The organism is Curtobacterium flaccumfaciens, from assembly GCF_004361695.1.
GTDB classification, from domain to species: Bacteria; Actinomycetota; Actinomycetes; order Actinomycetales; family Microbacteriaceae; genus Curtobacterium; species Curtobacterium flaccumfaciens_B.
Genome location: NZ_SNVW01000007.1, coordinates 63,313 through 89,535 on the forward strand (window position 1 = coordinate 63,313; position 26,223 = coordinate 89,535).

Annotated in this window: 27 protein-coding genes and 1 tRNA gene; 9 read left to right on the plus strand and 19 right to left on the minus strand. The window is 71.9% G+C overall.

Annotated features, from left to right (window positions below):
* Window positions 1-57: 57 nt before the first annotated feature.
* From EDF64_RS11215 to EDF64_RS11225, 3 genes are read right to left on the minus strand one after another with little or no spacing between them, the layout of a single operon-like run.
* The gene (locus EDF64_RS11215) at window positions 58-1,437 is read right to left on the minus strand and encodes an ABC transporter substrate-binding protein (protein WP_243736354.1); all 1,380 of its coding nucleotides are present in this window, start codon (window positions 1,435-1,437) and stop codon (window positions 58-60) included.
* A 23-nt stretch (window positions 1,438-1,460) separates the two neighbouring features.
* Window positions 1,461-2,402, minus strand: a complete 942-nt coding sequence (locus EDF64_RS11220; protein WP_133520074.1) for a carbohydrate ABC transporter permease — start codon at window positions 2,400-2,402, stop codon at window positions 1,461-1,463.
* 16 nt (window positions 2,403-2,418) lie between these two features.
* Window positions 2,419-3,390, minus strand: coding sequence for a carbohydrate ABC transporter permease (locus EDF64_RS11225; RefSeq protein WP_243736355.1), 972 nt, complete (start codon window positions 3,388-3,390; stop codon window positions 2,419-2,421).
* Between the two features lie 201 nt (window positions 3,391-3,591).
* Here EDF64_RS11225 and EDF64_RS11230 point away from each other — a divergent pair, with 201 nt between their 5' ends.
* On the plus strand, window positions 3,592-4,824 hold the full coding sequence (locus EDF64_RS11230; RefSeq protein ID WP_432207026.1) for a Gfo/Idh/MocA family protein: 1,233 nt from the start codon (window positions 3,592-3,594) through the stop codon (window positions 4,822-4,824).
* A 76-nt stretch (window positions 4,825-4,900) separates the two neighbouring features.
* A complete protein-coding gene (locus EDF64_RS11235; RefSeq protein ID WP_243736356.1) occupies window positions 4,901-5,914 on the plus strand; it encodes a LacI family DNA-binding transcriptional regulator in 1,014 nt (337 codons plus the stop codon).
* A gap of 55 nt (window positions 5,915-5,969) precedes the next feature.
* Here the strand turns inward: EDF64_RS11235 and EDF64_RS11240 are convergent, their stop codons facing one another.
* Window positions 5,970-6,452 (minus strand): hypothetical protein, encoded by a 483-nt coding sequence (locus EDF64_RS11240; RefSeq protein WP_133520076.1) that lies wholly within the window; start codon window positions 6,450-6,452, stop codon window positions 5,970-5,972.
* Window positions 6,453-6,489: 37 nt separating this feature from the next.
* Window positions 6,490-6,939 (minus strand): winged helix-turn-helix transcriptional regulator, encoded by a 450-nt coding sequence (locus EDF64_RS11245; RefSeq protein ID WP_133520077.1) that lies wholly within the window; start codon window positions 6,937-6,939, stop codon window positions 6,490-6,492.
* Between the two features lie 84 nt (window positions 6,940-7,023).
* Here EDF64_RS11245 and EDF64_RS11250 point away from each other — a divergent pair, with 84 nt between their 5' ends.
* Both EDF64_RS11250 and EDF64_RS11255 read left to right on the plus strand, forming a co-directional pair.
* The gene (locus tag EDF64_RS11250) at window positions 7,024-7,722 is read left to right on the plus strand and encodes an SDR family oxidoreductase (RefSeq protein WP_133520078.1); all 699 of its coding nucleotides are present in this window, start codon (window positions 7,024-7,026) and stop codon (window positions 7,720-7,722) included.
* A gap of 37 nt (window positions 7,723-7,759) precedes the next feature.
* Window positions 7,760-8,164, plus strand: a complete 405-nt coding sequence (locus EDF64_RS11255) for a hypothetical protein (protein ID WP_133520079.1) — start codon at window positions 7,760-7,762, stop codon at window positions 8,162-8,164.
* Window positions 8,165-8,192: 28 nt separating this feature from the next.
* Here EDF64_RS11255 and EDF64_RS11260 read toward each other — a convergent pair whose 3' ends face one another.
* From EDF64_RS11260 to serS, 4 genes are all read right to left on the minus strand, one after another.
* The gene (locus EDF64_RS11260; protein WP_133520080.1) at window positions 8,193-8,753 is read right to left on the minus strand and encodes a GrpB family protein; all 561 of its coding nucleotides are present in this window, start codon (window positions 8,751-8,753) and stop codon (window positions 8,193-8,195) included.
* Between the two features lie 13 nt (window positions 8,754-8,766).
* Window positions 8,767-8,851: transfer RNA gene (locus EDF64_RS11265), tRNA-Ser, on the minus strand.
* A 127-nt stretch (window positions 8,852-8,978) separates the two neighbouring features.
* The gene (locus EDF64_RS11270; protein ID WP_133520081.1) at window positions 8,979-9,833 is read right to left on the minus strand and encodes an HAD family hydrolase; all 855 of its coding nucleotides are present in this window, start codon (window positions 9,831-9,833) and stop codon (window positions 8,979-8,981) included.
* Window positions 9,830-11,098, minus strand: a complete 1,269-nt coding sequence (gene serS, locus EDF64_RS11275; RefSeq protein ID WP_133520082.1) for a serine--tRNA ligase — start codon at window positions 11,096-11,098, stop codon at window positions 9,830-9,832. Before serS ends, EDF64_RS11270 begins: the two co-directional genes overlap by 4 nt.
* Window positions 11,099-11,238: 140 nt before the next feature.
* On the opposite strand from serS, the gene EDF64_RS11280 reads away from it, so the two are divergent.
* Window positions 11,239-12,312, plus strand: a complete 1,074-nt coding sequence (locus EDF64_RS11280) for a diacylglycerol/lipid kinase family protein (RefSeq protein WP_133520083.1) — start codon at window positions 11,239-11,241, stop codon at window positions 12,310-12,312.
* Between the two features lie 439 nt (window positions 12,313-12,751).
* Here EDF64_RS11280 and pheA read toward each other — a convergent pair whose 3' ends face one another.
* Genes pheA through EDF64_RS11300 form a run of 4 tightly spaced genes read right to left on the minus strand, consistent with a single transcriptional unit; the run spans window position 12,752 to window position 16,151 of the window.
* Entirely contained in the window at window positions 12,752-13,708 is a 957-nt protein-coding gene (gene pheA, locus EDF64_RS11285) for a prephenate dehydratase (protein ID WP_133520084.1), read from the minus strand.
* Between the two features lie 52 nt (window positions 13,709-13,760).
* The gene (locus tag EDF64_RS11290; RefSeq protein WP_133520085.1) at window positions 13,761-14,306 is read right to left on the minus strand and encodes a MarR family winged helix-turn-helix transcriptional regulator; all 546 of its coding nucleotides are present in this window, start codon (window positions 14,304-14,306) and stop codon (window positions 13,761-13,763) included.
* Window positions 14,307-14,334: 28 nt separating this feature from the next.
* A complete protein-coding gene (locus EDF64_RS11295) occupies window positions 14,335-14,820 on the minus strand; it encodes a hypothetical protein (RefSeq protein WP_133520086.1) in 486 nt (161 codons plus the stop codon).
* Window positions 14,817-16,151 (minus strand): molybdopterin-dependent oxidoreductase, encoded by a 1,335-nt coding sequence (locus EDF64_RS11300; RefSeq protein WP_133520087.1) that lies wholly within the window; start codon window positions 16,149-16,151, stop codon window positions 14,817-14,819. Before EDF64_RS11300 ends, EDF64_RS11295 begins: the two co-directional genes overlap by 4 nt.
* Before the next feature lie 54 nt (window positions 16,152-16,205).
* Here EDF64_RS11300 and EDF64_RS11305 point away from each other — a divergent pair, with 54 nt between their 5' ends.
* Genes EDF64_RS11305 through EDF64_RS11315 form a run of 3 tightly spaced genes read left to right on the plus strand, consistent with a single transcriptional unit; the run spans window position 16,206 to window position 18,972 of the window.
* Window positions 16,206-17,618, plus strand: a complete 1,413-nt coding sequence (locus tag EDF64_RS11305; RefSeq protein ID WP_133520088.1) for a glycosyltransferase family 87 protein — start codon at window positions 16,206-16,208, stop codon at window positions 17,616-17,618.
* 5 nt (window positions 17,619-17,623) lie between these two features.
* Window positions 17,624-18,730 carry a GTP 3',8-cyclase MoaA gene (moaA, locus tag EDF64_RS11310; RefSeq protein WP_133520089.1) on the plus strand — a complete coding sequence of 369 codons (1,107 nt, stop codon included), beginning with the start codon at window positions 17,624-17,626 and terminating at the stop codon, window positions 18,728-18,730.
* Window positions 18,731-18,732: 2 nt separating this feature from the next.
* Entirely contained in the window at window positions 18,733-18,972 is a 240-nt protein-coding gene (locus tag EDF64_RS11315; protein ID WP_243736357.1) for a MoaD/ThiS family protein, read from the plus strand.
* Window positions 18,973-19,120: 148 nt separating this feature from the next.
* Here EDF64_RS11315 and EDF64_RS11320 read toward each other — a convergent pair whose 3' ends face one another.
* Genes EDF64_RS11320 through EDF64_RS11345 form a run of 6 tightly spaced genes read right to left on the minus strand, consistent with a single transcriptional unit; the run spans window position 19,121 to window position 24,440 of the window.
* A complete protein-coding gene (locus EDF64_RS11320) occupies window positions 19,121-20,221 on the minus strand; it encodes a calcium:proton antiporter (protein ID WP_133520091.1) in 1,101 nt (366 codons plus the stop codon).
* Entirely contained in the window at window positions 20,221-21,249 is a 1,029-nt protein-coding gene (locus tag EDF64_RS11325; protein WP_133520092.1) for an ABC transporter ATP-binding protein, read from the minus strand. Before EDF64_RS11325 ends, EDF64_RS11320 begins: the two co-directional genes overlap by 1 nt.
* A complete protein-coding gene (locus EDF64_RS11330) occupies window positions 21,246-22,052 on the minus strand; it encodes an ABC transporter permease (RefSeq protein ID WP_243736358.1) in 807 nt (268 codons plus the stop codon). Before EDF64_RS11330 ends, EDF64_RS11325 begins: the two co-directional genes overlap by 4 nt.
* Window positions 22,053-22,108: 56 nt before the next feature.
* On the minus strand, window positions 22,109-22,951 hold the full coding sequence (gene modA / locus EDF64_RS11335) for a molybdate ABC transporter substrate-binding protein (protein ID WP_133520094.1): 843 nt from the start codon (window positions 22,949-22,951) through the stop codon (window positions 22,109-22,111).
* A 26-nt stretch (window positions 22,952-22,977) separates the two neighbouring features.
* Window positions 22,978-24,036 (minus strand): HesA/MoeB/ThiF family protein, encoded by a 1,059-nt coding sequence (locus tag EDF64_RS11340; protein WP_133520095.1) that lies wholly within the window; start codon window positions 24,034-24,036, stop codon window positions 22,978-22,980.
* Window positions 24,033-24,440 (minus strand): TOBE domain-containing protein, encoded by a 408-nt coding sequence (locus EDF64_RS11345; protein WP_133520096.1) that lies wholly within the window; start codon window positions 24,438-24,440, stop codon window positions 24,033-24,035. Before EDF64_RS11345 ends, EDF64_RS11340 begins: the two co-directional genes overlap by 4 nt.
* 91 nt (window positions 24,441-24,531) lie before the next feature.
* Between EDF64_RS11345 and EDF64_RS11350 the strand changes: the two genes are divergently transcribed.
* The gene (locus EDF64_RS11350; RefSeq protein WP_133520097.1) at window positions 24,532-26,193 is read left to right on the plus strand and encodes a glycosyltransferase family 39 protein; all 1,662 of its coding nucleotides are present in this window, start codon (window positions 24,532-24,534) and stop codon (window positions 26,191-26,193) included.
* The last annotated feature ends 30 nt before the right edge of the window (window positions 26,194-26,223 follow it).

Below are 26,223 nucleotides of genomic sequence, written 5' to 3' on the forward strand. Positions count from 1 at the left end.
TGGTCACGTCAGGCGACCCGGCGGGCCCGGCCGACGCCCACCGGAGCGCACCGGTGATCAGGTGAGCGCGAGCAGGTTGTTGACCTGTTCGTTGATCCCGGTGAGCGTGCGGATCGACTTGCCGTTCGCGTAGACGTCGTCGAACGCGGGCTGCAGGAGCGCCTGGACGTCGGCGGGGTTCTTCGTCACCGGGAACAGGAACGTGGTCTTCTCCTCCACCTGGCGGGTGAACGCGGACACGTCGAGCCCACGCTTCCGGAACGAGGCCACGGCGGCCTCGGTGCCGGCGGGACGCGCGGGGAACACGATGCCGGCCTTGCCGACGATCTCCTGCGCGGTGTCGCTGCCGAGGAACGCGACCCACTTCGCGGCTGCCTCGGGGTTCCTCGCCTGCTTCGTGATCGAGTCACCGAGCCCGTTGAACATCGAGGCACGGTGGCCGATCGGTCCGACGGGCGTCGGCGCGAGGGCGATGTCGAGGTCCTTCATGTTGAGGTAGGAGCCGATCATCCACGAGCCGTTGAACGACAGCGCGCACTTGCCGGCACCGAGCTGGACCTCCGGACCGGTGGTGGTGGAGAACACCCCGTACTTCGCCATGTAGCCCTTCTCGGCGAGCCCGTAGTACCAGGCGAGGGTGTCCTGCACGACCTTCTCGTCGTAGCGGAACTTGTCGCCCCAGGGGTTCTCGTTCGTGTAGAACCAGTCGACCGACCCGGTGAAGGGCGACCACTGCGTCTGCCCGAAGCCGTCGCCGCCGGAGCCGTTCGACGAGATGCCGTAGACCGCGACGTCGTGCTTGTCGAAGCCGGGCTCGTCCCCGCGGCGGCCCTTGGCGTCGACGGTCAGGTGCGCGAGCATCCGCTCGAACGAGCCGCCGTCGTCGGGGTTCCACTCGAGGTCGGCGAGGTCCGCGTCGGAGACCCCGGCCTTCGCCATCGCCTTCCTGTCGTAGAACATCGCGATGGTGTCCCAGTCCTTCGGGGACCCGTACCGGTGACCGTCCTTCCCCTTCCAGAGCTCGGCGAGCCCGGACTGGTAGTCGTCGTCGCGGATGCCCTTGGTCGCCTCGAGCTCGTCGAGCTTGTAGAGGACGTCGAGGTCCGAGTACTGCGGGAACTTCGTCAGGTGGTCGGTGAAGACGTCGGGCGCGGTGCCGGCGATGAACCCGGCGGTGAGCTTCGTCCAGTAGTCGTTCCAGCCGAGCTGCGTGATCTTCACGGTGATGTCGGGGTGCTCCTGGTGGAACGCGTCGGCGACCGCCTGGTACGCGGGCAGCTGGTTGGAGTCCCACAGCCAGTAGCTCACGGTCGTGGCACCGCTCCGCGACGCCGTTCCGGTCCCACGGCTCGGCGAGGAGCACGCGGCGAGCGCACCGAGGGCGAGGGCGGAGGCGCCACCGGCGAAGAGCGCGCGGCGGGAGAGTTCGTTCGTCATGGTGTTGTCCTGTCCGACCCGGGTCACTTGATCCCGGAGAAGCCGATGGAGTTGACGATCCGCTTGGCGAAGAGGCCGAACAGCACGATCATCGGGAGCGCCGCCACCAGGGTCGCGGCCATCAGCCCCGCCCAGTCGGTGCCGGACTGCGGGGTCTGCGACTTGAAGACGCCGAGTGCGACGGTGAGCACGCGCGAGCTGTCGGTGTACGAGACCATGAGCGGCCAGAAGTAGTCGTTCCAGCTCGTGATGTACGTCAGGACGGCGAGGGTCGCGATCGGTGCGGCCGCCATCGGGATGACCAGGCGGAAGAACACCCGGACCTTGCCGGCGCCGTCGATGAGGGCGGCCTCTTCCACCTCCTTCGAGATGCCGAGGAAGAACTGCCGGAGGAAGAACACCGCGAACGGTGTCATGAACATCGTCGGCAGGGCGATGCCGAGCAGGTTGTCGACGAGTCCGAGCTCCTTGATGAGCGCGAAGTTCGGCAGCAGCGTGAAGATCGCGGGGACCATGAGCCCGGCGAGGAACACCGCGAAGACCTTGTCGCGGCCGGGCCAGCGCAGCCGGGCGAAGGCGTAGGCGGCCGCGGCGGAGAAGAACACCTGGCCGACGGTGACGAGGGTCGAGACGATCACGGAGTTGCCGAGGTAGCGCCAGAAGTTCAGCGCCGCACCGGAGCCGCCCTGCTCGAGCGCCTCCTTCGTGGACTGCAGCCCGAACACCCGCTCGAAGCCGCCCAGGCTGAAGCCGACCGGCAGCAGCGAGGTGGGGTCGGAGTTGATCGCGCCGTTCGAGGACAGTGCGGTGCGGAGGATCCAGTAGAACGGGAACAGGGTGATGACGATGACGGCGATCATCGCGATCCAGGCGAGGACGCGGCCGACCGAGGGACGACGGCGGTGGCCGGCTCCGGGTCGGGGCTGACGCTTCGTGGTGACGGAGCGGGTGAGTGTGGTGGTCATGATCGAGACGCTCCGTTCAGTCCAGGTCCGACTCACCCGAGCGGGTGAGGCGGTACTGGATGATCGTGATGATGCTGAGGACGACGAGGAGCGCGACCGACACCGCTGAGGCGTAGCCGAACTGGAACCGGCCGAAGGCCAGGTTGTAGATGTAGTTCTGCACGACGTTCGTGGCGTTCGCGGGGCCGCCCTGCGTGGTGACGGCGACGGTGTCGAACACCTGGAACGACCCGATCACGGTGATGATGAGCACCAGCGACAGGATCGGGCGGAGGAGCGGCACGGTGATCCGCCAGAACATCTTCCACTCGCTCGCGCCGTCGATGCGTCCGGCTTCGTACACGGTCTCGGGCAGCGACTGCAGGCCCGCGAAGATGAGCAGCGCCGTGTAGCCGACGTGGCGCCAGACGTTGATGAGGGCGATCGAGGGGATGCCCCAGACGTCGCTCTGCAGGAACGGGATGCGGTCGAGGCCGAGCGCGGCGAGCATCTCGTTGCCGATGCCGAGCTGCGTGTCGAGGATCCACAGCCAGACGAGCGCCGCGACGACGTTCGACACCAGGTAGGGCGCGAGGACGATCCCGCGCACGAAGGTCGACTTCGTCAGGCGGTGCATCATGACGGCGATGAACAGCGCGACGACGGTCTGGATGACGATGTTGATGAGGACGTACTCGACGGTGACGACCATCGAGTGCCAGAAGATCGAGTCCTGCACGAGCCGCACGTAGTTCTGCAGTCCGGTGAACTCGGGCGGGGTGAGCAGGTTGTACGAGGTGAAGCTGAGGTAGATCCCCCGGACGGTCGGCCACGCGAGGAAGACCGCGAACCCGATCGCCGCCGGGGCGATGAAGACCAGTGCGAGCCACAGGTCGTTCCTGGGCCGGCGTCGTGGGGAGGACGTCCGTGCACGGGCGAGATCGGTGGACCGATCCCTCCGTGGGCAGGCGGTCGTCAAGGGTGACGACACGGGGCTCTCGGTGGCCATCGCGACTCCTTCGTCTGCGGTGGACTGACGTGCGGCAGTCCGTGAGCCGGGAATCTACACGTGGGGACGTCAGCCCGCAAGGGTCGCTTCCCCGTTCTGATACAGGGGTTGTCACGAGTAGACAACCGTGCGAGCATGGCCTCCGATCGCATCGGAGCGACCCGCTCGGCGACACATCCCACACCCCTGGAAAGGTCACTGATGATCTCTGTCGGAATGGTCGGCGCGGGCCAGTTCGCCCCCCAGTTCGCCAAGCTGTTCAAGCTGCACCCCGACGTGGACCGCGTCTACGTCACCGACCTCGTCGACGACCGCGCGTCCGAGCTGGTCGAGTCGCAGCACCTCGACGGCACGTTCCCCGACTTCGACGCCGTGCTCGCGTCGGACGTCGACGCCGTCGCGATCTTCACGCAGCGCTGGACCCACGGCCCGCTCGTGGTCAAGGCCCTCCGCGCCGGCAAGCACGTGTACTCGGCCGTGCCGATGGCGATCTCCGTCGAGGAGATCCGCGACATCATCGAGGCCGTCCGCGAGACCGGCCTCACCTACATGATGGGTGAGACGAGCTACTACAACCCGGCGACGGTCTTCGCGCGCAAGCAGGTCGCCGAGGGCGCCTTCGGTCGCGTGTTCTACTCCGAGGGCGACTACGTCCACGACATGGACCTCGGCTTCTACGCCGCGTACCAGTTCAGCGGCGGCGAGGACTGGAAGCGCACCGCCAGCTACCCGCCCATGCTCTACCCGACCCACTCGGTCGGCGGTGTCCTCGGCGCGATCCCCGGCCACGCCGTCAGCGTCAGCTGCATCGGCGTCAAGGACGACCGCGGCGACGGCGTCTTCGACAAGGACGTCAGCCAGTTCGACAACGACTTCTCGAACGCCACCGCCCTGTTCGAGCTCGACAACGGCGGGGTCATGCGCATCAACGAGATGCGCCGCGTCGGGTACCCGTCGCACATCCGCGAGTCCCGCTTCCGCTACTTCGGCACCGAGGCGAGCTTCGAGCAGCTCGCCAAGGTCAGCGTCTGGCAGGACAAGGAGGACTCGCACGACATCAGCGACCAGATCAACACGAAGGCGACGATGGACCTCGACGACCCGCGCCTGGCCGGGGTCGACCCCTCGCTCCGTGACGCGTTCGTGTCCGGGTACGCCGAGGTGCACGACACCGACCGCCTGCCGGCCGAGTACGCCGGGGTCCCGACCGGGCACGAGGGCAGCCACCAGTTCCTCGCCGACGACTTCGTCCGCGCGGTCGTCGACCGGACCCTGCCGCCGGTGAACGCGTGGACCGCCGCGCGCTTCACCCTGCCGGGGATCATCGCCCACCAGTCCGCGCTGCAGGGCGGTGTCCGCCTCGAGGTGCCGGACTTCGGCGACGCCCCTGAGCCGGCCGCGACGGTGTCCTCGTCTAGTATCGCGAGCGAGTAGCAAGTGGTGTTCGGGTGTCGGTCCGCAACGGGCCGGCACCCGAACGCGGCTTCCGGACCCGACGAAGGTGGCTGACGTGACCGTCCCGACGACCCCGAGGGCGGTCACCCGCGCCGACGTCGCCCGGTACGCCGGCGTCAGCACGTCGGTGGTGAGCTACGTCGTGCACGACGGCCCGCGGCCCGTCGCCGCCGAGACGGCCGCTCGCGTCCGCGAGGCGATCCGGGTCCTCGGGTACCGCCCGAACGCCAGCGCCCAGGCGCTCCGCACCGGCTCGTCCAAGATGCTCGGCCTCATCGTCCCGGAGCTCGACAACCCCTTCTGGTCGGAGCTCGCCGTCGCCGTCACGCACGCCGCGGCCGCGCGCGGGTACGACGTCCTGCTCGCCAACAGCGACGGCGACGTCGCCCAGGAATGCGACCGGCTCCGCACCCTGTCCGCCCGGCAGGTCGACGGCATCATCGTCACGAGCATCATGACCCGGCCCGACCTGTCACGGGTCACCGACCCGGGCATCCCCATGGTGCTGCTCAACACCTTCTTCGAGGTCCCCGACCACCCGAGCATCGGCGTCGACGCCCTCCGCGGCGCGTACGACGGCACCCGGCACCTCGTCGAGCACGGGTACCGGTCGATCGGGCTCGTGATGGGCCACACCGGGTCGATGGAACTGCGCGAACAGGGCTGGATGCGCGCTCTCCGCGACGCCGGCCTGCCGGACGGCCCGATCGTCCGCACGGACTTCAACCGCCGCGGCGGGTACGAGGGCGGCCTCCGGATGTTCGCGGACGAGAACCGCCCACGAGCCGTCTTCGTCAGCTCCGACATGCAGGCGGTCGGCGTCCTCCGCGCACTCTGGGAGCTCGGACTCTCGGCACCCGACGACGTCGCGGTCGTGTCCTTCGACGGTGCTGCCGAGGCGGACTACACCAACCCCCAGCTCACGACGGTCCGGCAGCCCATCGAGACGATGGCCTCGGCAGCGGTGGACCGGGTCCTCGGTCTCGACGCCGACAACCAGTGGCACCGCGACCTGGTGCCCGCCGAGTTGGTCCTCGGCGCGAGTTGCGGGTGCGACGCGCGTCGCTGACGGACCCACCTGTGGGCCTGGAGGCGCGTGGCGGGCCCGCCTCGCGCCTCCAGTCTCAGAAGACGCCGAACCACTTTCGCGCCCGGCTTTCCGCTTCGTCGTACGCGGCTAGCCAGGATGCGGCGTGGCGCGCTCGCGCCTTCTGGAAGATCGCCAGCTGGATGCCGACCATGAACACGAACACGACGAAGAGAGCGATCCAGCCAAGGTACGAGAGCGCGACGTCACCCGCGCGCCCGGATTGACCCGAGAGCATCGGCGCTGTCACTGCCACAGCGATGGTTGCGAGAACTGTGAGGACAGCGAGTCCCGAGGTCACGATGTTGACGAGGAGCTCCGGCCCCTCGCTGGCGACCTCTCGGAGTTCTCCCGACACTTTTTGCCGCAACTCACGATTGCGCCGTGTGTCGCGAAGGTATCGAAGGACTTCACGTTCAGTGGGCACTCCCCCGTTCCCACGCTGCGGCATGTAGCTCTTCCAGGCGGCCGCCGCGGGCGGAGTCGCTCTCTTGGGCCGTGACAACAGTTCGGTACTCATACCGACACTCCTATCGGCGGGCGGAAGCCAATCGTCATCAACCGTCCGTGACGGCGGTGAGTCGCTCCAGCGGCACGCGCTGGTGCGTGTCCGTCGTCAGCGCCGCAGCCTCGACCGGATCGCCGGTCTCGGCGTCGACGAACCGGTAGTCCGACGTGCAGTCGGAGGGCCGGTGCCGGTCGGCCCAGCCGGCCAGGGCGAGGAGCACCAGCGAGAGGTCGCGACCAGCGTCCGTGAGGACGTACTCCTCCCGCGCGCGCCCGCCCTCCGGCTTGTAGGAGGTCCGCTCGAGCACGCCACCCTCGACCAGGGAGCCGAGGCGGGCGGTGAGGACCTCGCGCGGGACACCGAGGCTCTGCTGGAACTGGGTGAAGCGCGTCGAGCCGGCGAGGGCGTCGCGGACGATCATGAGCGTCCACTTCTCGCCGAGGACGTCGAGGGACCGTGCGATGGGGCAGCGCTCGTCGCCGCCGAGGATGCCGAGCATGGGTCCATATTACCTGGGTTCGGAATCCGTACACAACGTGCTAGGTTCACTTCTCGTACCCAACCTCTCTCGTCTGGAGCACTCATGACCGACCTCACCAACGCGATCGTCCTCGTCACCGGAGCGAACGGCGGCCTCGGCGCCGAGTTCGTCCAGCAGGCACTCGACCGCGGCGCCGCCAAGGTCTACGCGACCGCCCGCTCCCCGCGCACCTGGGACGACGAGCGCATCGTGCCGCTCGTCCTCGACGTGACGAGCCAGACGAGCGTCGAGGCCGCCGCCCGCGCCGCCTCGGACGTCACCATCGTCGTGAACAACGCCGGCGTCGGCGGGTCGGCGCCGCTCCTCGAGACCTCCGTCGAGGACGTCGAGCGCGTCTTCGCGACGAACGTCTTCGGTGCGCTCCGGGTCGCCAAGGCGTTCGCCGGATCACTCGGCGGCGGCGCGCTGGTCGACGTGCACTCCGTCCTGAGCTGGATCGCCCTCGGCGCCGGGTACTCGGCGTCGAAGGCCGCGTTCTGGTCGCTGACCAACTCGCTCCGGCTCGAGCTCGCACCGCAGGGCACGCAGGTGGTCGGCGCCCACCTCGGGTACACCGACACGGGGATGACGGCGGACCTCGACGTCGAGAAGGCCGACCCGGCCGTGATCGTCGGCGCGATCTGGGACGCCGTCGAGGCCGGAGAGCACGAGGTCCTCGCTGACCAGATCAGCCGCGACGTCCGTGCCGGACTGAGCGCTCCGCTGGTCGCGCTGTACCCGGGGCTCGCCGCGACGGTCTGACCTCGGCAGCCGCAGCCCCCGCCGCTACCATGACCGCATGGTGACGACGGGGGTTGTTGCGTCCGGGCGACGGACGGGGTGGAGGTCGCCGGGCTGGGCGGCGCTGTACTGGGTGACGGTCGCGCTCGGCGTGGTCGGCGGGGGTGGGTCCTGGCTCTGGCTGTACCTGGCCTCCGAGGAGTCCACGCGGGGCGCGACACCGGACCGGACGGGGGCGAACCCGGGCATCCCCTTGGGAGTGACCGGGCTCGTGATCGGGCACGTGGTGGGGGTGGGCCTGCTCCTGGTCACGGCGCGGCTCGCCCGGCGCCGGAGTCGTTCGGCCGTGGCGTTCGCGGCCCTCGGGCTCGTCGTGGGATCCGGCATCGGGTTGGCGCTGTCCCTCCAGCTGACCGACGGGCTGCTCGTCGCGCCCTGGCCGCACGCGTCGTACACGCCCTGACGGCTGCGTCCCGCCGGCCCGCTCGGCGTCAGCCGTGGGCGCCGCGGCCGGTGATGCCGCGTGTGCTCGCGGTGATCGACGCGCGCTCCTCGTCGGTGAGTCCGGCCGCGCGGAGGATGCGGTCGAGGACGTCGCTCTTCTGCTCGAGGTAGTCGTCGATGTCCGCCGCCGTCCGGGCAGCGCACCGCTTCACCGCGGCGTACTCGTCGCGCAGGGCGGTGTCCGATCGCAGGACGTCACGCACGCCGAGGTGGTTCCGCAGCGCGAGGGCCCCCTCCGCGACGACGTAGGTGTTGCTCGGGGCGAAGCGGTCCGGCGTCCGGAAGGCCTGTCGTCCAGGGATGCCGAGGTCGCCGCGGGGTTCGAAGCCGATCGTCGCGAGCGCCCGCACCGCGGCCGTGACGTGCTCGGGATCCACCACGACGTCGACGTCGATCACCGGCTTCGCCGCGAGGCCCGGGACCGCCGTGCTGCCGACGTGCTCGATCCGGTGCGGGACGGCCGCTGCCTCGAGGGCGGCGGCGTACTGCGCGCGGAGGCCGGCGAACCGCTCGGGCCACGAGGCGCGGTACTCGACGACCTCGATCACGATCGCGCTCCTGCGGAGGGTGTGGGATTCGAACCCACGAGACATCTCTGCCCACCTGTTTTCAAGACAGGCTCCATCGGCCGCTCGGACAACCCTCCAGTGACGCGGCCACGTGGCGAGACGTGACCGCGTCCCGGGAAGTCTAGCCGAGCCTCCAGGCCTCCCTCGCAGCCGGAGCACGCACACAGACGAGCGTGCGCGCCCACGCGGGAGACGTGACGCGCGTCAGCGCGGCAAGGACTCCAGCGCGGCGGCGAGGCCGTCGTCCGTCACGCCGCCGGTGAGCTCGTTGCCCGCGTCGATGACGTCCTCGGGCGCCTGCCCCATCACGACGCCACGGCCCGAGGTCGACGCCCACCGCAGCATGTCGATGTCGTTGCGGCCGTCGCCGGCGGCGAAGACCCGGGAGCGCGGGATGTCGAGCCACTCGCGCACGCGTTCCATCGCGGTGGCCTTCGTCACGCCCTCGGGAGCGATGTCGAGCCACGAGGTCCAACCGACCGAGTACGAGACCTTGTGCAGACCCATCTGCTCGACGATCTGCAGGAAGTCCTCGGTGTCGTGGCCGGGCGAGATGACGACGACGCGCGTCGCCTCGACGCCGAGCAGCCGTTCGAAGGGCACGTGCTCGCCCGTGACGGTCATCGCGTCGTCGGGGAAGTTGCCGGAGAGCAGGAAGTGCCCGGCCTCGTCCTCGACGCCGAACGCGGCGTGCTCGAGCGCACCGTGCACGGTCCGCAGGACCTCGGACGGGTCGAACCGCTCGACGTGGACCCGCTCGTAGGACCCGTCGGAACGGCGGGCGAGGGTGAGGGCGCCGTTCGCGCACACGAGGTACTTCGGTCGGATGCGGAGCGTCTCGAGCAGCGGCACGGTCATGCCCTCGCTGCGACCGGTCGACAGCATGACCTCGTGCCCGGCGGCCTCGGCGTCGCGGAGGGCGTCGATCACGGTCTCGGTGACGACCCCGTCCTCGCGCATGGTGGTGCCGTCGATGTCGAGCGCCACGAGCCACCGCTTGGTCCGGACGGACCCCCCGGAGTCTGAACCGCCGTCGACGAACCGCCCCTGCGTGCTCATCGGGGCTCGATCACCTCGACGCCACCGAGGTACGGACGGAGGACCTCCGGCACGACGACCGAGCCGTCGGCCTGCTGGTGGGTCTCGAGGATCGCGACGATCCAGCGGGTGGTCGCGAGGGTGCCGTTGAGCGTCGCGACGGGCGCGGTCTTCCCGCTCTCGGTGCGGTAGCGGATGTCGAGCCGGCGGGCCTGGAACGTGGTGCAGTTCGAGGTCGACGTGAGCTCACGGAAGGTGCCCTGCGTCGGCACCCAGGCCTCGATGTCGAACTTGCGCGCAGCACTCGTGCCGAGGTCGCCGCCGGCGACGTCGATCACGCGGTAGTGCAGCCCGAGGTCCTGCAGCATCTGCTCCTGGTACCCGACGAGCTTCTCGTGCTCGGCCTCGGCCAGGTCCGGGTGCACGTAGGCGAACATCTCGAGCTTGTTGAACTGGTGCACGCGGAGGATGCCGCGGTTGTCCTTGCCCGCCGAACCGGCCTCGCGCCGGTAGCAGGTCGACCAGCCGGCGTAGCGGAACCCGTCGCCGGACTCGTCGAGGGGCAGGATCTCGTCGGCGTGGAAGCCGGCGAGCGCGACCTCGCTCGTGCCGGTCAGGTAGAGGTCGTCGGCTTCGAGCCGGTACACCTCGGCCGCGTGCTCGCCGAGGAAGCCGGTGCCGGCCATCGTCTCGGGGCGCACGAGCGTCGGCGTGATGAGGGGCTCGAACCCGGCGGCGATCGCACGGTCGAGGCCGAGCGACATGAGCGCGATCTCGAGGCGTGCGCCGAGGCCGCGGAGGAAGTAGAAGCGCGACCCCGAGACCTTCACCCCGCGCGGGATGTCGATGATGCCGAGGTGTTCGCCGAGGTCGGCGTGGTCCTTCGGCTCGAAGTCGAACTCGGGCTTGGTGCCGACGGTGCGGAGCGTGACGAAGTCGTCCTCGCCGCCCTTCGGAACGTCGGGCAGGACCACGTTCGGGATCGCGCGGACGACCGTGTTGAAGGTGTCCTCGGCGGCGGTGACCTCGGCCTGGGCCTCCTTCACCTTCGCGGCGAGCGCCTGGGCCTGCTGCACGAGCGCGGCCTTCTCGTCCTTCGGGGCCTTCGCGACGGTCTTGCCGAACGCGTTCTGCTCGGCCCGGAGGGACTCGAACGCGGTGATCGCGCCACGCCTGGCGGCGTCCGCGGTGACGGCCTCGTCGACGACGGCGACGGAGGCGCCACGGGCCTCCTGCGAGGCCTTGATGACGTCCGGGTTGTCGCGCAGCAGCTGGGGATCGATCACCGGATCATCCTAACCAGCGCCGGTTGCGGGCTGGGTCCGAGACGGCCTGGAGGCGCGGTGCGGGCCCGCCACGCGCCTCCAGGCCGATTCACGGTCGCGCCCCGCATGCCACCGGCGCTTCCCGTCGGTAGCGTTGGAGCATGTCGACCCCTTCGGAGACCGCGCCTGCGCAGCAGGACGCCCTCCAGACCGAGCAGCGGACGGCCGCGGTGGTCTACAACCCCGTCAAGGTCCACCTGCCGACCCTCAAGCGCACCGTGGCCAAGCACCAGCAGGAAGCCGGCTGGGCCGAGACCCTGTGGTTCGAGACCACCGAGGAGGACCCGGGCGGCGGACAGGCACGTGCCGCCCTCGAAGCGGGTGCGGACGTCGTCGCCGCCGCGGGTGGTGACGGCACCGTCCGAGCGGTCGCCGAGGTGGTGCACGGCTCCGACGCCTCGCTGGCGCTCCTGCCGAGCGGGACCGGCAACCTGCTCGCCCGCAACATGAAGCTGCCGCTCGACGACCTCGGCGGCATGGCGAAGGCGATCTTCTCCGGGCACGACCGGCCGATCGACTTCGGCCTCCTCGGCGTCGAGCGCCCCGACGGCTCCCGCGACCGGTTCGGCTTCGTCGTGATGGCCGGCCTCGGGCTCGACGCCCGGATGCTCGCCAACACCCGGCCCGAGCTGAAGAAGCGCGTCGGCTGGCTCGCCTACCTCGACTCGCTGTTCCGCTCCGTGCGGGACACCGACGGCTTCGAGTTCCGGTACCGGCTCGACGAGTCGGCGCGCAACGGATCGGTGCGGGCGCACTCCGTCATCGTCGGCAACTGCGGCATGCTGCAGGCCAACGCGATGCTGCTGCCGGACGCCGAGATCGACGACGGGGTGTTCGACATCGTCGTGATGCGCCCGCGGGGGTTCTTCGGCTGGGTGCGGATCGGCGCGCGGGTGTTCTGGGAGAACGGGATCCTGCGGTGGTTCCGTCGCTCGGCGTTGTCCGACACGCTCATCGGCCGTCGGATCACGAACGCCGCGAAGCAGGAACGGCCGCTCCGCTACATGCGTGGCGAGGAGTTCACGCTGCGCCTCGAGAAGCCGGACGAGTTCGAGATCGACGGCGACCCCGTGGGCGAGATCGTCGCGTTCCGGGCCCGGATCGACCCCGGGTCGCTGGACGTCCGCGTCCCCGCGGTCGAGACGCACCCCGGTCGCGGCGGCCGCAGGCGGTAGGGCGCGGCGCGCGCCGCGGCCGCGGCCGCGCGCGGCTCCGCGGACGCGGCGCACAACCAAAGTCACCCGGAACCGCGTCATCGCGCGGTTCAAGGTGACTTCCGTTGTGCGGCGGCCACGGGGGCCGGACTGGCGCGCGGCGCCTTGCGTGCGGCGCGCGGGGCCGCACCTCGGTCGCGGCGTACAGCGCGCGGCGCGGCGCGCGCCGCGCAGCGCACGCGGCGCACAGCGCACAGCGCACAGCGCACAGCGCACAGCGCACAGCGCACAACCAAAATCACCCGGAACCGCGTCATCGTGCGGCTCCGGGTGATTTCCGTTGTGTGGTCGCGGCGGGACCGGGATCGGCCGCCCCGCCGACGCTGGCCGCGCCGGCGCAGCGGGCCCGCGCGCCCGCGCGCCCGCGCGCCCGCGCGCCCGCGCGCCCGCGCGCCGCGCGTCAGCGCGCGTCGGGCTCGCCGGAGACGATCGCGCGCAGCCAGTCCCGCGCCTCGACGAACGCCGCGTCCGAGTAGCGCGCCGGCACCTCGGGGCGGACCCCGTCGGCGCGCGGGTACGACCCGAGGAACGTCACGCGCGGGCTGAACCGCCGGAGGCCGAGCAGTGCGTCGGCCACGCGTTCGTCCTGCACGTGCCCGTCGAGGTCGATGACGAACCGGTACCGGCCGAGCTCGTCGCCGATCGGCCGCGAGGACAGCAACCCCATGTTGATGCCCCGCGTCGCGAACTGCTCGAGCATGTCCACGAGCGCACCGGGGTGGTCGGCGGGCAGCTCGACGATGACGCTCGTCTTGTCGGCGCCCGTGGGCTCGGGCAGCGCGAGGGTCTTCGACACCAGGACGAACCGGGTGACCGCGGAGGCGTTGTCCCCGATCGACGACGCCAGCACCGACAGCGCGTAGTGGTCCGTGATCCCGGGCGGCGCCACGGCGGCGTCGGCGACCGGGTGCTCGTCGAGCAGGGCCGCGGCGGCCGCGACGTTCGACGACGCCGGGATGTGCCCGTGGCCGCGGACGTTCGCCTCGAGCCAGTGGTGCGTCTGGGCGTACGCGACGGGGTGGGCGTTCACGGTCCGGACGTCGGCGAGTGCGGTGCCGGGCCGGGCGACGAGCACGAAGTCGACGGGGACGAGGTACTCCCCCACGATCCGCACGCCGGGGATCCGGGCGAGGGCGTCCTGCGTCGCGCTGACCCCGCCGTCGACGCTGTTCTCGATGGCGATCACGGCACCGACCGAGCGGCCGCTGACGACGTCGTCGAGGGCTTCGCCGACGTTGTTCACGCTCCGCCACGGCTTGCCGGCCGCTGCGTCGACGAGCTTGAGGGCCGCCTCGGTGAACGTGCCGGCGGGTCCGAGGTAGGAGTACGTGTCGGACGGCGCAGCCTGCTCACTCATGCGGCGAGCCTATTGCAGCACCGGGGATCGCCCGGCGCGTGTGACGGCCCGCTCAGTCGGTCGCGGTGCCGGTGAGTCGTGCCTCGCAGATGGCGGTGTCGGCGTCGTCGCGGGGGTAGTGCGGCGCCGCGAACCGGCCCTCCGGGTCGAGCCGGGTGAGGAGCGCCGCCGCGATCCCGTCGAGCTGGCCGACCTGTTCCTCGGAGAGCGCGTCGATGACCACGCGGCGAGCGGTGCGGACGTGGTCGGGCGCCGCGTCGACGATGGCCGCGTAGCCGTCGTCGGTGAGCCGGACGTCGGTCGCACGGCGGTCGTCGGTCGAGGGGCACCGGGCGACGAGCCCACGCTTCTCGAGGCGCGACACCACGTGGGACAGCCGAGGCAGCGACGCGTTCGTGGCCGAGGCAAGCGCCGACATCCGGAGCGTGCGGGAGTCGGTCTCGGACAGCATCGCGATGACCATGTAGTCGAAGTGCGTCAGGTCCGCATCGCGCTGGAGCTGCTGGTCGAGCGCCGCGGGCAGGAGCTCCATGACGGCGACGAGCTTCATCCACGCGCGCAGTTGCTCGCGCGTGAGCCAGGGGGTCTCGTCGGTCATGGCCACATCCTACCGAATGGTTGTCGCTTTAACCAGTGTTTTCGGGCGCCCGCGCTGCACGGCCACGGTCGCGGTCGCGGTCGCGACCGCGGTCGTCCCGACGCCCGACCACCACCGCGACCACGAGCACCGCCACGACGACCAGGAGCAGGACCCCCTCGACGGCGAGCAGCCGCGCGCCGTAGTCGAACGGCAGGACGGTGGGGTTCTTCTGCCCGTGGTGCTTCGCCGCGATCTCCGGCAGGACCACGAGCGCCAGCACGCTGCCGAGCACCACGGCCGCCTGCACGACGACGAGCGCCCACACCCGGACGGTGCGACCGGTCCGGCGCAGCAGCAGCCCGACCGCCACGACGAACGGCGACAGGATCGCGTCGTGGAGGACCACGGCGCCGAGCAGCCACGTCGCCAGGCCCCAGATCCGGTTCGGCCGGACCGTCGTCACCATGACGTACGCCCCGAACGCGATGACGAGCACGCCGACCACGACGAGCACGATGCGCGCTGCCCTCATGCGATCACCTCGATCTTCTCGATCCACTTCGTCTGGAGCACACCGGGCCGACCCGGGGCGATGATGCGTGCCGGGAACCCGTGGTCGAGGTCGAGCTTCTGCCCGTTGAGCTCGAGGGCGACCAGGGTGGTCGGGTCCTCGGCGTACTCCGGACCCATGTCCATCACCCGGTACCCGCCGTGCTGCTCGAGGCTGGTCACCCGGAGCCGCGACCCCGGCTCGGCCTGCACCGCGGCCAGCAGGTCGCGCATCCGCACGCCCTTCCAGGTCGCCATCTGGCTCCAGCCCTCGACGCACGAGATCGGCAGCTCCGCCTCGGCGGTGCCGAGCGCCACGAGTTCGACGCGCGAGAACGAGCGGGTGACGTCACGCCCGACGACGGTCAGGCTCCAGTCCGCGGCGGTCGCGGTCGCGAGCACCCCGGCGGCACGGGCGGTCCGGTTCACCGGCAAGTCGTTCGGACCACGGTGCCGCTGCCGTGCCCCGAACACGTTGAACGGTTCGGCCAGGCGGCTCGACTGCCCCGCGGTCAGGACGACGACGCCCGCCGTCGCGGCCGTCACGCCCGCCAGGAACCCACGTCGAGCGATCCGCTCGCGTCGACCCTGGGTCGCCTCCGGCGTCGGCCTGGAGGCGCGGCTCGGCCCCGCCGTGTCGGCCTGCGCCCCGGACGCGGGAGCGCCGTCGACCCAGCGGAGCACGCGGCCGGTGAGGCCGCGGGGGTAGGCGGCGACCGTCGGCGCGGCCGTGGGCTGCGAGGCGGACGCACCCCGTTCCTGCAGGCCCACCGGGAGCAGCTCACTGCCGGCGTCGGGATCCGCGACGAACCGTCCGTCGGCGTCGTACGAGTCCCGCTTCCGCCAGTACCGGCCGATGAGCCGCAGCTTCACGCCGATGTGCACGACGAGCGACCCGATGATGACGTAGGCCAGCGCGTTGTGCACCTGCTTGAACGGGAAGGGGAACGGGTACCACTGGTACGTGTTGAGCAGGCCGGTGCCGACCTGCACGATCGCCGACGCGACCAGCACCGCGATGGACAGCCGCTCGAGCAGGTGCAGCACGCCGCGCACCGGCGGGACCTGCACGAGCGCCGGCATCACGGCGTTGAGCTTGGCGAGGAGCAGCGGGATGATCGCGATCCCCGCGGTGATGTGGAGGCCCTGCGTGAACTGGTAGAGCTGCGCCGGGCGGGTCGTGAACCGCATGCCGGGCAGGGGCTGCTGGAGCAGGTAGCTGTAGACGCCCGTGCCGAAGCAGACGAGGAACGCGACCCCGAGCAGTCGGCCGAACACGACGGCCGAGCGCGCGTTCCGGTTCGGGGACGCCATCGCGGATCGTGCATCCAGCAGCAGGCCCCGGACCGCCGGTAGCCTCGTCGCACCATGAGCGAACGACTTCGGCCCGGCCGACTCCTGCCGACCGTGCTCGCCGTCGTCGGCGTTCTGGCGCTGGCGGGCGTCATCGCCTTCGGCATCACGCATCTGGGGTTCCTCCGGTCCGGTCATCGTTCCCCATTCGTTGCGTGGACCCTCATCGCTTGGACGGTGTTCGCCGGAGCCGTGCTCGCGCTCCGCTTCGTGCCCGTCCGCTGGATGACCTCGATCGTCGTCGGCGGCGCCGTGGTGATCGGTCTCGCGGCCATCGTCGGCCCGCCGAACACCAGCACCGACTCTGCTCGGTACGCCTGGGACGGCATCGTGCAACACGCCGGGGTGTCGCCGTACGCGCACACCCCGCAGTCCGAGGCACTCGCGCACCTGCGGCCCGACTGGCTGTTCCCGGACAAGGTCGACGGCACGTGCGACCCGCTCAAGCCGCGGTACCGGGGCCTCGGCGACGGCGCGTCCGGCCACTGCACGGCGATCAACCGGCCGGACGTCACGACGATCTACCCGCCGATGGCGCAGCTCTGGTTCGCCGTCGTGCGGGCCTTCGTGCCGGCGACCGCGCAGTACATGCCGTTCCAGATCGCCGGGCTGCTCGTGTCCCTCGGCGTGACGCTCGGGCTCGTCGCCGTCCTCCGCCGGGTCGGGCGTCCGACGTGGTGGGCGGCGCTCTGGGCCTGGTCGCCCCTCGTCGCGTCCGAGGCCGTCACGAACTCGCACGTCGACGTCCTCGGCGCCGCCCTCGCCACCGCCGGGATCGCACTCGTCGCCTTCGGCCGGCCGATCTGGGGCGGGATCGCCCTCGGGGCGGCGACCGCGACGAAGCTCATCCCGGCGATCGTCTACCCACCGGTCCTCGGCCGCTGGCGGAACTGGTGGGCGATCCCCGTCGGCATCGCCGTCTTCGGGCTGCTGTACGTGCCGTACGTGCTCACGACCGGGCTCGACGTGCTCGGCTACTTGCCGGGGTACCTGTCGGAGGAGGGCTACGAGGACGGCTCCCGGTTCGCCCTCGTGTCGCTCGTGTTCCGAGGGGACGCATCGACGGTGGTCGTCGGGCTGCTCGTGCTGCTCGCTGCGTTCGTGGCGTGGCGGCTGGCCGATCCCGCACGGCCGTGGTCCGGCGAGGTGCTCATGATCGGCGTGACGTTCCTCGCCGTGAGCCCGCGCTACCCCTGGTACGCGCTGCTGCTCATCCCGTTCGTGGTGCTCTCCGGCCGGTGGGAGTGGCTGTCGATCGGGCTCGCCATCGCCCTGCGCGGCGTGTGGCCGTCGGTGGACGCGTACCGGTGGTGGCTCGCGGCGGCGGTGCTCGTCATCGTGGTCGTGACGGTCGCGCGCACCAGCCGGACGGACTGGGTGCGGTGGGGGCGGCGGCTGTCGTTCCGGCGGCCCGACCCCGTACGCTGACGCTCATGGCACCCGCGACCCTGCTCGGTTCGACCGGCGGCGAACCCGCGCGCGGTGACGCCGCTCGTCCCGGTGACGCCGCTCGTCCCGGTGAGGCAGCTGGGCTCGTGGACCGCTTCGGGCGCCGGGCCGTCGACCTCCGGGTGTCGCTGACCGAGCGCTGCAACCTGCGCTGCACGTACTGCATGCCCGCCGCGGGGCTGCCCTTCGCCCCCGACGACGCCCTGATGACCGCGGCCGAGATCGAGCGGCTCGTGCGGCTCGGTGCGGAACGGTTCGGCGTGCGGAAGGTCCGGTTCACCGGCGGCGAGCCGATGCTCCGGCACGACCTGGTCGACGTGATCGCCCGCTGCGCCGCACTGCCGGACGCCCCGGAGCTCTCGCTCACCACGAACGCGATCGGCCTGGCGCACCGTGCGCAGGCACTCTTCGATGCCGGACTCCGCCGGGTGAACGTGTCGCTCGACACCGTCGACCCGGACGTCTTCACCACGGTGACCCGGCGTCCGTTCCTCGACAAGGTCATCGCCGGGCTGTCGGCCGCGCACGACGCCGGACTCGCGATCAAGGTCAACGCGGTGCTGCTGCGCGGCGTGAACGACGAGCTCGCGCCTGACCTGATGCGCTGGTGCCTCGACCGCGGCTACGAGCTCCGGTTCATCGAGCAGATGCCGCTCGACCCCGACCACGCCTGGGACCGCACGTCGATGGTCACCGCCGCCGAGACGCGCGCGATGCTCTCGGAGTCGTTCGCCCTCGTGCCGGACGACGCCCCGCGGGACGGCGCACCGGCCGAGCGCTTCCGGGTGCTCGAGCGTCGGCCCGACGGGGGTGTCGGCGCCGAGCTCGGCACGATCGGCATCATCGCGAGCATCACCGAGTCGTTCTGCGCCGACTGCACCCGCACGCGCCTCACCGCCGACGGCAACGTCCGGAGCTGCCTGTTCTCCGACGACGAGACGGACGTGCTCGGCCCGATGCGCTCCGGCGCGACCGACGACGAGGTCGCCGAGCTCTGGCGGCGCGCGATGTGGGCGAAGCCGCGGGACCACGGTGACGACAGCGACGACCTCGTGCACCCCACCCGCGGCATGAGCGCGATCGGCGGCTGACCGTGACGACGCTGCGGTTCTTCGCGGCCGCGCGGGCTGCGGTCGGCGTGGACGAGGTGGGCACCGAGTCCGACGTGCTCGACGGCGCGCTCCGTGCGGTGGACGCTGCCGATCCGGCACGGTGGGCGACGCTGCAGGAGCGGTGCTCGTACCTGGTCGACGGGGTGACCACCCGCGACCGGTCGACGTCGCTCGCCGGGGTGGCCGTCGTCGACGTCATGCCGCCCTTCGCCGGCGGCTGAGCGGGTCCTGTCGAGCGTTCCTGCCCATCGCGCGTGCCGTGGGAAGCGGAATCGCGCATTGGGTGCAGGAAGTTCTTGCCTCCTACGCGCGAATCGTCCTCCCACGCGCGGAACGTCCCCCTACGCGCGGAACGTCCCCCCGCCCGCGCTACGGGGAGACGGACAGGACGATGAACGCGGCGAAGATCACCAGGTGCACCCCGCCCTGCAGCCGCGTCGCACGTCCGGGCAGCACGGTGAGCACCGCCGCGACGATCGTCAGCGCGAGCAGCACGATCTGCGCCGACCCGAGGCCGAGCAGCAGCGTCCCCGGCATGAACAGCGACGCCACGGCGATCGACGGGATCGTCAGGCCGATCGACGCCATCGCGGACCCCATCGCGAGGTTGAGGCTCGTCTGGATCCGGTTCCGCGACGCGGCCTTCGACGCCGCGATCCCCTCGGGCAGCAGGATCAGCAGCGCGATGACCACGCCGACGAACGACGGCGGGAACCCCACCGCGGCGACGCCGGCCTCGATCGCGGGCGACTCGACCTTCGCCAGGCCGACGACGGCGACGAGCGCGAGCAGCAGCAGGCCGAGCGACACCATCGTGGCGCGGCCGGTCGGACGTGCGGCGTGGGCGTCCTCGGACTCCTCGAGCACGCCGCCGGTGCGGTTGACCGGCAGGAAGAAGTCCCGGTGGGCCACGGTCTGGGTGACGACGAACAGGCCGTAGAGCGCGAGCGACGCCAGCGCCACGAAGACGAGCTGGGCTCCGGTGAACGACGAGTCGTCGGTGCCGGTGGTGAAGGTCGGCAGCACGAGGGTGAGGACCGCGAGCGCGGCGACGGTCATCGTCGCCGCGGAGGCGCCCTCCTGGTTGAACCGCACGGTGTTGTGCCGGATCGTGCCGATCAGGATCGCGAGCCCGACGAGCCCGTTCATCGTGATCATCACCGCCGAGAAGACGGTGTCCCGCGCGAGCGTCTCGGCCTGGGCCCCGCCGGAGCTCGACAGCGAGATGATGAGCGCCACCTCGATGATCGTCACGGCGACGGCGAGCACGAGGGACCCGAACGGCTCCCCCACCCGGTGCGCGACGACCTCGGCGTGGTGCACGGCTGCCAGGACGGTGCCGGCGAGCACCACGGCGACGAGCACCACCACGGACGTCCCGAGGTCGTACCGACCCCACGAGGACACGAGCACGATCGCCGCGATGACGGGGACCCCGACGGGCCAGGCCTTGGCGGTCCAGGTGCGCATCAGGACATCCTCGCACTGGTCGGCTCGTAGACCACCACCTCGGCGGCGTCCACGGTGATCCGGACGGGCTCGCCCGGCGTCAGGTCGAGCCCGGCCGCGGCGGACACCGTGACGTCGGCGACGAGGTTGCCGGCCCGCACCCGGACGAGGCCGTCGCGCGGTTCGAGCGCGGTCACGACACGCGCCGGTCCGGCACCGGTGCGGCTGGGGACGGCGGCCGTCGGGTGGTAGGCGGCGAGGGCGGGGCGGCCGGGAGGCACGGTGCCGGTCGCCGACACCAGCTCGCCGCCGCCGTCGAGTGCGATCCCACCCGTCGTGGCCGTCCCACGGACGAGCGTCAGCCCGGAGAACGAGGCCGCGAACGCGCTCGTCGGGCGGCCGAGGACCCCGGCGGTGGGACCGGCCTCGACGACCCGGCCGGCTTCGAGCACCACGATCCGGTCGGCGAGCGCGACGGCCTCGAGCGGGTCGTGCGTCACGAGCAGCGTCGGACGGCCGGTGCGCGCCGTCCGGAGGGCCGCGCGGACCTCGGCGCGGGCGTCGACGTCGAGGGCCGAGGTGGGCTCGTCGAGGAGCAGCAGCGCCGGGTCCGTGGCGAGGGCCCGGGCGATGGCGACGCGTTGCGCCTGCCCGCCGGACAGCGTCCCCGGCGCCCGGTCTGCCAGGCCGGCCGCCCCGACGGCGGTGAGGGCCGTGGCGGACCGGTGGCGTGCCTCCCGGCTGCCCGAACCCGTGGCCCGCGGACCGTAGGCGACGTTGCGGGCGACCGACAGGTGCGGGAACAGGTCGGCGCGCTGCGCGACCAGGCCGATGCCCCGGTGGTGGGCCGGTGTCCCGGTGAGGACGCGACCGTCGAGGACCACCTCGCCGGTCCGCGTGCGGAGCAGGCCGGCGAGCGCCTCGACGACGGTGGACTTGCCGGCGCCGTTCGGGCCGACCAGTGCGACGCACTCGTCGGGGCCGATCTCGAGACGGACGTCGACGTCGCGTTCCGGGACCACGACGTGGGCCCGCAGGCCGCCGCTCACGCGAGGGCCGTCCGTGTCCGCAGGGCGGACGCCCCGATGACCACCAGGGCGACGACCACCAGGACCAGGGCGAGCGCGACGGCGGTGTCCGGGTCGATCTCGCGCTGCAGGTAGATCTCCAGCGGCAGCGTGCGGGTGACGCCCTGCAGGCTGCCCGCGAAGGTGAGGGTCGCACCGAACTCGCCGAGCGCTCGCGCGAAGCAGAGGACCAGTCCGGACAGGATGCCGGGCAGCACCCGCGGGGTCGTGACGGTCAGGAAGGTGCGGGTCGGACCGGCGCCGAGCGTGGCGGCGACCCGTTCGAACCGGTCTCCGCCGACGCGCAGGGCACCCTCGATCGAGGTCACCAGGAACGGCATCGCGACGAACGTCTGCGCGATGACCACCGCGGTCGTGGTGAACGCGATGCGGAGCCCGTGGTCGTCGAGGAACGCCCCGACGACGCCGAGCCGACCGAACGCCGCCAGGAGCGCCAGGCCCCCGACGACCGGCGGCAGGACGAGGGGCAGGAGCACCAGGGCCCGCGCGATGCCGACCCAGCGCGACGTCGACCGGGCGAAGAGCACGGCGAGCGGGTAGCCGAGCACGAACGCCGCGCCCGTCGCCGCCGCCGCGGTGCCGAGGCTCAGCCCGAGGGCGCTCAGCGACGCGGGCGAGGTGACGAGGTCCCCGAAGGACCGCCAGTCGACGCGGCCGACCATGGCGAGGACGGGCACGACCACGAAGAGTCCGCCGAGGACGGCCGGGATCGGCAGCCACCACGGCACCGGGGTGCGCGCCGGCCGCGGGGTCCGCGCCGGCACCGGTGGCCGCGCCGGTCGCGTGGTCCGCGCCGCGTTCATGCTGGTGCGGGCACGGGTCAGGGCTTCCCGAAGCCGGCCGCGGCCAGGACCTTCTGGCCCGAGGCCGACCGGACGTACGCGCTGAAGGCCGTGGCGAGCGACGGGTTCGCCGCGTCGCGCAGCACGCCGATCGGGTACGTGTTGACGGCGTCGTCCGCGGCGTCGAAGGACACGCCGTCCACCTTGCCGTCGGCCCCGTGGACGTCCGTGACGTAGACGAGGCCGGCGTCCGCCTGCCCGGACTCGACCTTCCCGAGGACGTCCGTGACGGACTGCTCCTCGCTGACCGGCCGGAGGTCGACGCCAGCGGCCGCCTCGACCTTCGCGGTCGCGGCGCCGCACGGCACCGGGGCGGCACACATCACGAGCTGGACGTCCGACGCCGTCAGGTCGCGCAGGTCCTCGATGTGCTTCGGGTTGCCCGGTGCCACCGCGATCTCGAGCACGTTCGTGGCGAAGTCCTCCGGCGACCCGGCGGCCAGGTCGGTCTTCTCCAACTTCGCCATGTTCGCCTCGTCGGCGGAGGCGAACACGTCGGCCGGGGCGCCGTTCTGGATCTGCGTGACGAGGTCGCTCGACCCCGCGAACGAGAACGAGATCGTCGTGCCCGGGTGTGCCGCCTCGTACAGCTTTCCGAGCGTGGTGAAGGTCTGCTGCAGCGATGCCGCGGCGAACACCGTGATCGACCCGGTGGGCCCGGCGGTGCCGCTCGCGGTCGACCCGCTGGCGCTGCCGCTCGCGCTCGACCCGCTGGCGCTGCCGCTCGCGCTCGGCGGGGTCGTCGAGCACCCGGCGAGGGCCAGTGTGGCGCATGCGGCAGCGGCGATCAGAGCGGATCGCGTGCGCGTGTGCGTCGTCATGTCTCGATCGTAGCCGCAGATGCGTCTCAGTCGAGCGTCGCGGTGGGGTGCCCTTCGCGCCGCCACGCCTCGATGCCGCCGTCGAGCACGGTGGCTGCGCGCCCCTCGGCGCGTGCGGTCCGCGCCCAGGCCGTGGCCCGGACGCCGCTGGCGCAGACCACGACGACCGGTACGTCACCGGCGACCGCACCCAGGGCGTCCGGACGGAGGCTGCCGGCGACGACCCCGGTGGCGAGCTCCTCCGGCGTGCGGACGTCGACCAGCACGGGGCGGTCGCCCGGTCCGCGCAGCCGCTCGGCGAGTGCCGACGGCGCGATGCGGGGTGGTGCGTCGTCGACCGTCGGCAGCGGCCGTCGGGACGACGGTCCGCGGCGGAGCGGGCTCTCGGTCCAGCGCCAGCGGCGGGCGTCGACGGTGAGCACCCGGCCGAGCAGCGGCTCCCCGATCCCGGCGACCAGGGCGGTGACCTGCGCCGCCATCACCGAGCCGATCGCGCCGCACAGCGCGGGCAGCACACCGTCGAGCGCGCAGGACCCTTCGTCTGGGAGTGCGTCGGGATGGAGGTCGTGGAAGTCGATCGGCTCCGAACCACTGTCGTGGAACACCGAGACCTGGCCGTCGAGCCCGAGCACCGTCCCCCAGACGAACGGCACGCCGGCGCGCGCGCATGCGTCGGAGATCGCCCGGGTGACCTCGACGCTGTCGGCCGCGTCGACGACGACGTCGTGCCCGGCGACGTGTTCGGGGCGGAACGCCTCGGCGACGGCCACGACCTCGAGCTCCGGGTCCACGCCGCGCACCCGCTCGGCAGCGCACTCGGCCTTCGACCGGCCGATGTCCGCCGCGGCGAAGAGGGTCTGGCGCGCGAGGTTCGACGCATCGACGACGTCGTGGTCGACGACGGTGACCCGGCGGAGTCCGGACCCGGCGAGGTAGGTGAGCACCGGCGCACCGAGGCCCCCGGCCCCGACGACCAGGACGCTCGCGTCGGCGAGGGCCCGGACGGCCCGGTCGCCGGCGCCCTCGAGCGCCGCGGTCCGGGAGGTCAACCGGCGTCGCGCGGCCGACACGTCCTCGGCCGTCACTCCGCTGCCTCCGCCGGGACCTCGACGGACACCATCGTGGCCTTGACCGACGCCACCGCGACCGTGCCGACCTCGAGCCCGAGATCGCGGACGGCTTCGGCGCTCATCAGCGACACGACGCGGTGCGGGCCGCTCTGCAGCTCCACCTGGGCCATCACGCCGTCGACGACGAGGTCGGTGACGATGCCCACGAACCGGTTGCGCGCCGAGCTCCTGGAGCCGGACGGATCGCTGAGCTGTCCGCCGCTGCCGCGGATGTGCGCGGCGAGCTCCCGCCCGTCGACCACGGTGCGGCCGGAGGCGTCGGTGGACCGGGTGAACGTCCCGCCGTCCACCATCCGGCGGACGGTGTCGTCGCTGACGCCGAGGTACCGCGCGGCGTCGCGGATGCGGAGCTTCGTCATGGTGTTCGCACCATACCGGTATGCGGAACTCTCAGAGAGGGCCACCGGGACGCCGGGTCCCCGTCCAGCCGGTCCGGCTACCGTCCAGACCGTGACTGCACCACCCACCGGCACCGTTCGCGTCCCCGCTCCGACGGGTGTTGCGCCGGTCCGGTCGCGGGTTCGTGCGGTCGGGTCCAGCATGGCGGGGGCCGTCGTCCGGACCCCGGAGCTCACGATCGGTGCGCTCGGCGTGCTCGTCACCGCGGCCTTCGCATGGGTGCCGTCCCTCTGGTACGACGAGGCGGCGACGGTCACGAGCGCGCAGCGGACCTGGCCGCAGCTCTGGGCGGAGCTCCACAACGTCGACGCCGTGCACGGGCTCTACTACTCGCTCATGCACGTCTGGTTCTGGCTCGTCGGCTACACGCCGTTCACGCTGCGGTTCCCGAGCGCCCTCGCCATCGGCGTCGCCGCGGGACTCGTCGTGGCCCTCGGGCGACGGCTCGGCGGCCGCCGGCTCGGCATCACCGCCGGCCTGGTGTTCCTCGCCCTGCCGCGCGTGCAGTGGGCCGGCTCCGAGGGCCGTCCCTACGCCACCATCACCACCCTCGCGGTCTGCCTGACGCTCGTCGGCCTGACCGCGGTCCGCCGCACCCGCACGGGCCGCAGCCTGCACTGGTGGGTGGCCTACGGCGCGCTGGCGCTCGTCGCGGTCACGTTCAACGTGTACCTGTCCCTGGCGGTCGTCGCCCACGCGGTGACCCTGCTCTGGACGATCGCGGTCCGCCGGGTCGAGGTCCGCCGCGCGACCGTGCACCGCACGTCGGCACTCCCCGGTGCCCCGCTCGTGACCGGCGGGGCACTCCTCCGCTGGGCCGTCGCGGCCGCGATCGCCGCCGTCGCCGTCTCCCCCGTCGTCGTCGAGATCGCGTCGCAGTCGAAGCAGGTGTCCTGGATCGCGGGCATCGGCGAACGGACCGTCGCGCAGGTGTTCGCCACCGCGTGGTTCGGCGCCGTCGACGTGTACGCCGCGTTCGCCTGGGCACTCATGGTGCTCGGCGTCGTGGCCGTGCTCGTCGAGGCGCACCGGCGCTCCCCCTCCGTCCGGGCACTCGTCCGGGCCCAGGCCGTCCGCGTCGCGGTGCCCCTCGTCGTCATCCCCACCGCCGCGCTCGTGCTCGCCACCGCGATGGGCAAGCACCTCTACTCCCCGAAGTACGCGACCCTGAGCCTGCCGTTCGTCGCGCTGCTCATCGCCCTGGCACTCACGCTCGTCCGTCCGAAGGCGCTGCTCGCCGGTGCCGTCGCGGCCGTCCTCGTGCTGTCCGTGCCGACGGCGATCGCGGTGAAGGAACCGCTCGCCAAGCAGGACTCCACCTGGGCACGCGCCGCGTCGATCATCGAGGCCGGGCGGAGCGCCAACCGCGCGGATGCCGACGAAGGTGTGGTCTTCGGCAGCGTCTACGGCCACCCCGGCACCACGGCGGACATCATCCGGGTCTCCTACCCGGCCGCGTTCGCCGGCATGACCGACCTCGGCGTCCGCAAGGTCGGTGCCGACACCGGCGTCCTCTGGAACCAGACGGGCGACCTCGCGACGACGATCCCGAGCAGGCTCGAGGACATCGACACGGTGTGGTTCGTCGGTGGCACCGTGAAAGCGCGGAACATCGAGCCCGAGGCCGCGGCGGTGCTCGCCGAGCACGGCTTCCGGGCGGAACAGCACTGGACGACGGGCACCGTGGTCATCACGGAGTACGTGCGCGGCTGACGCACGACCGTGCGGGTCGCGACCCCGCGT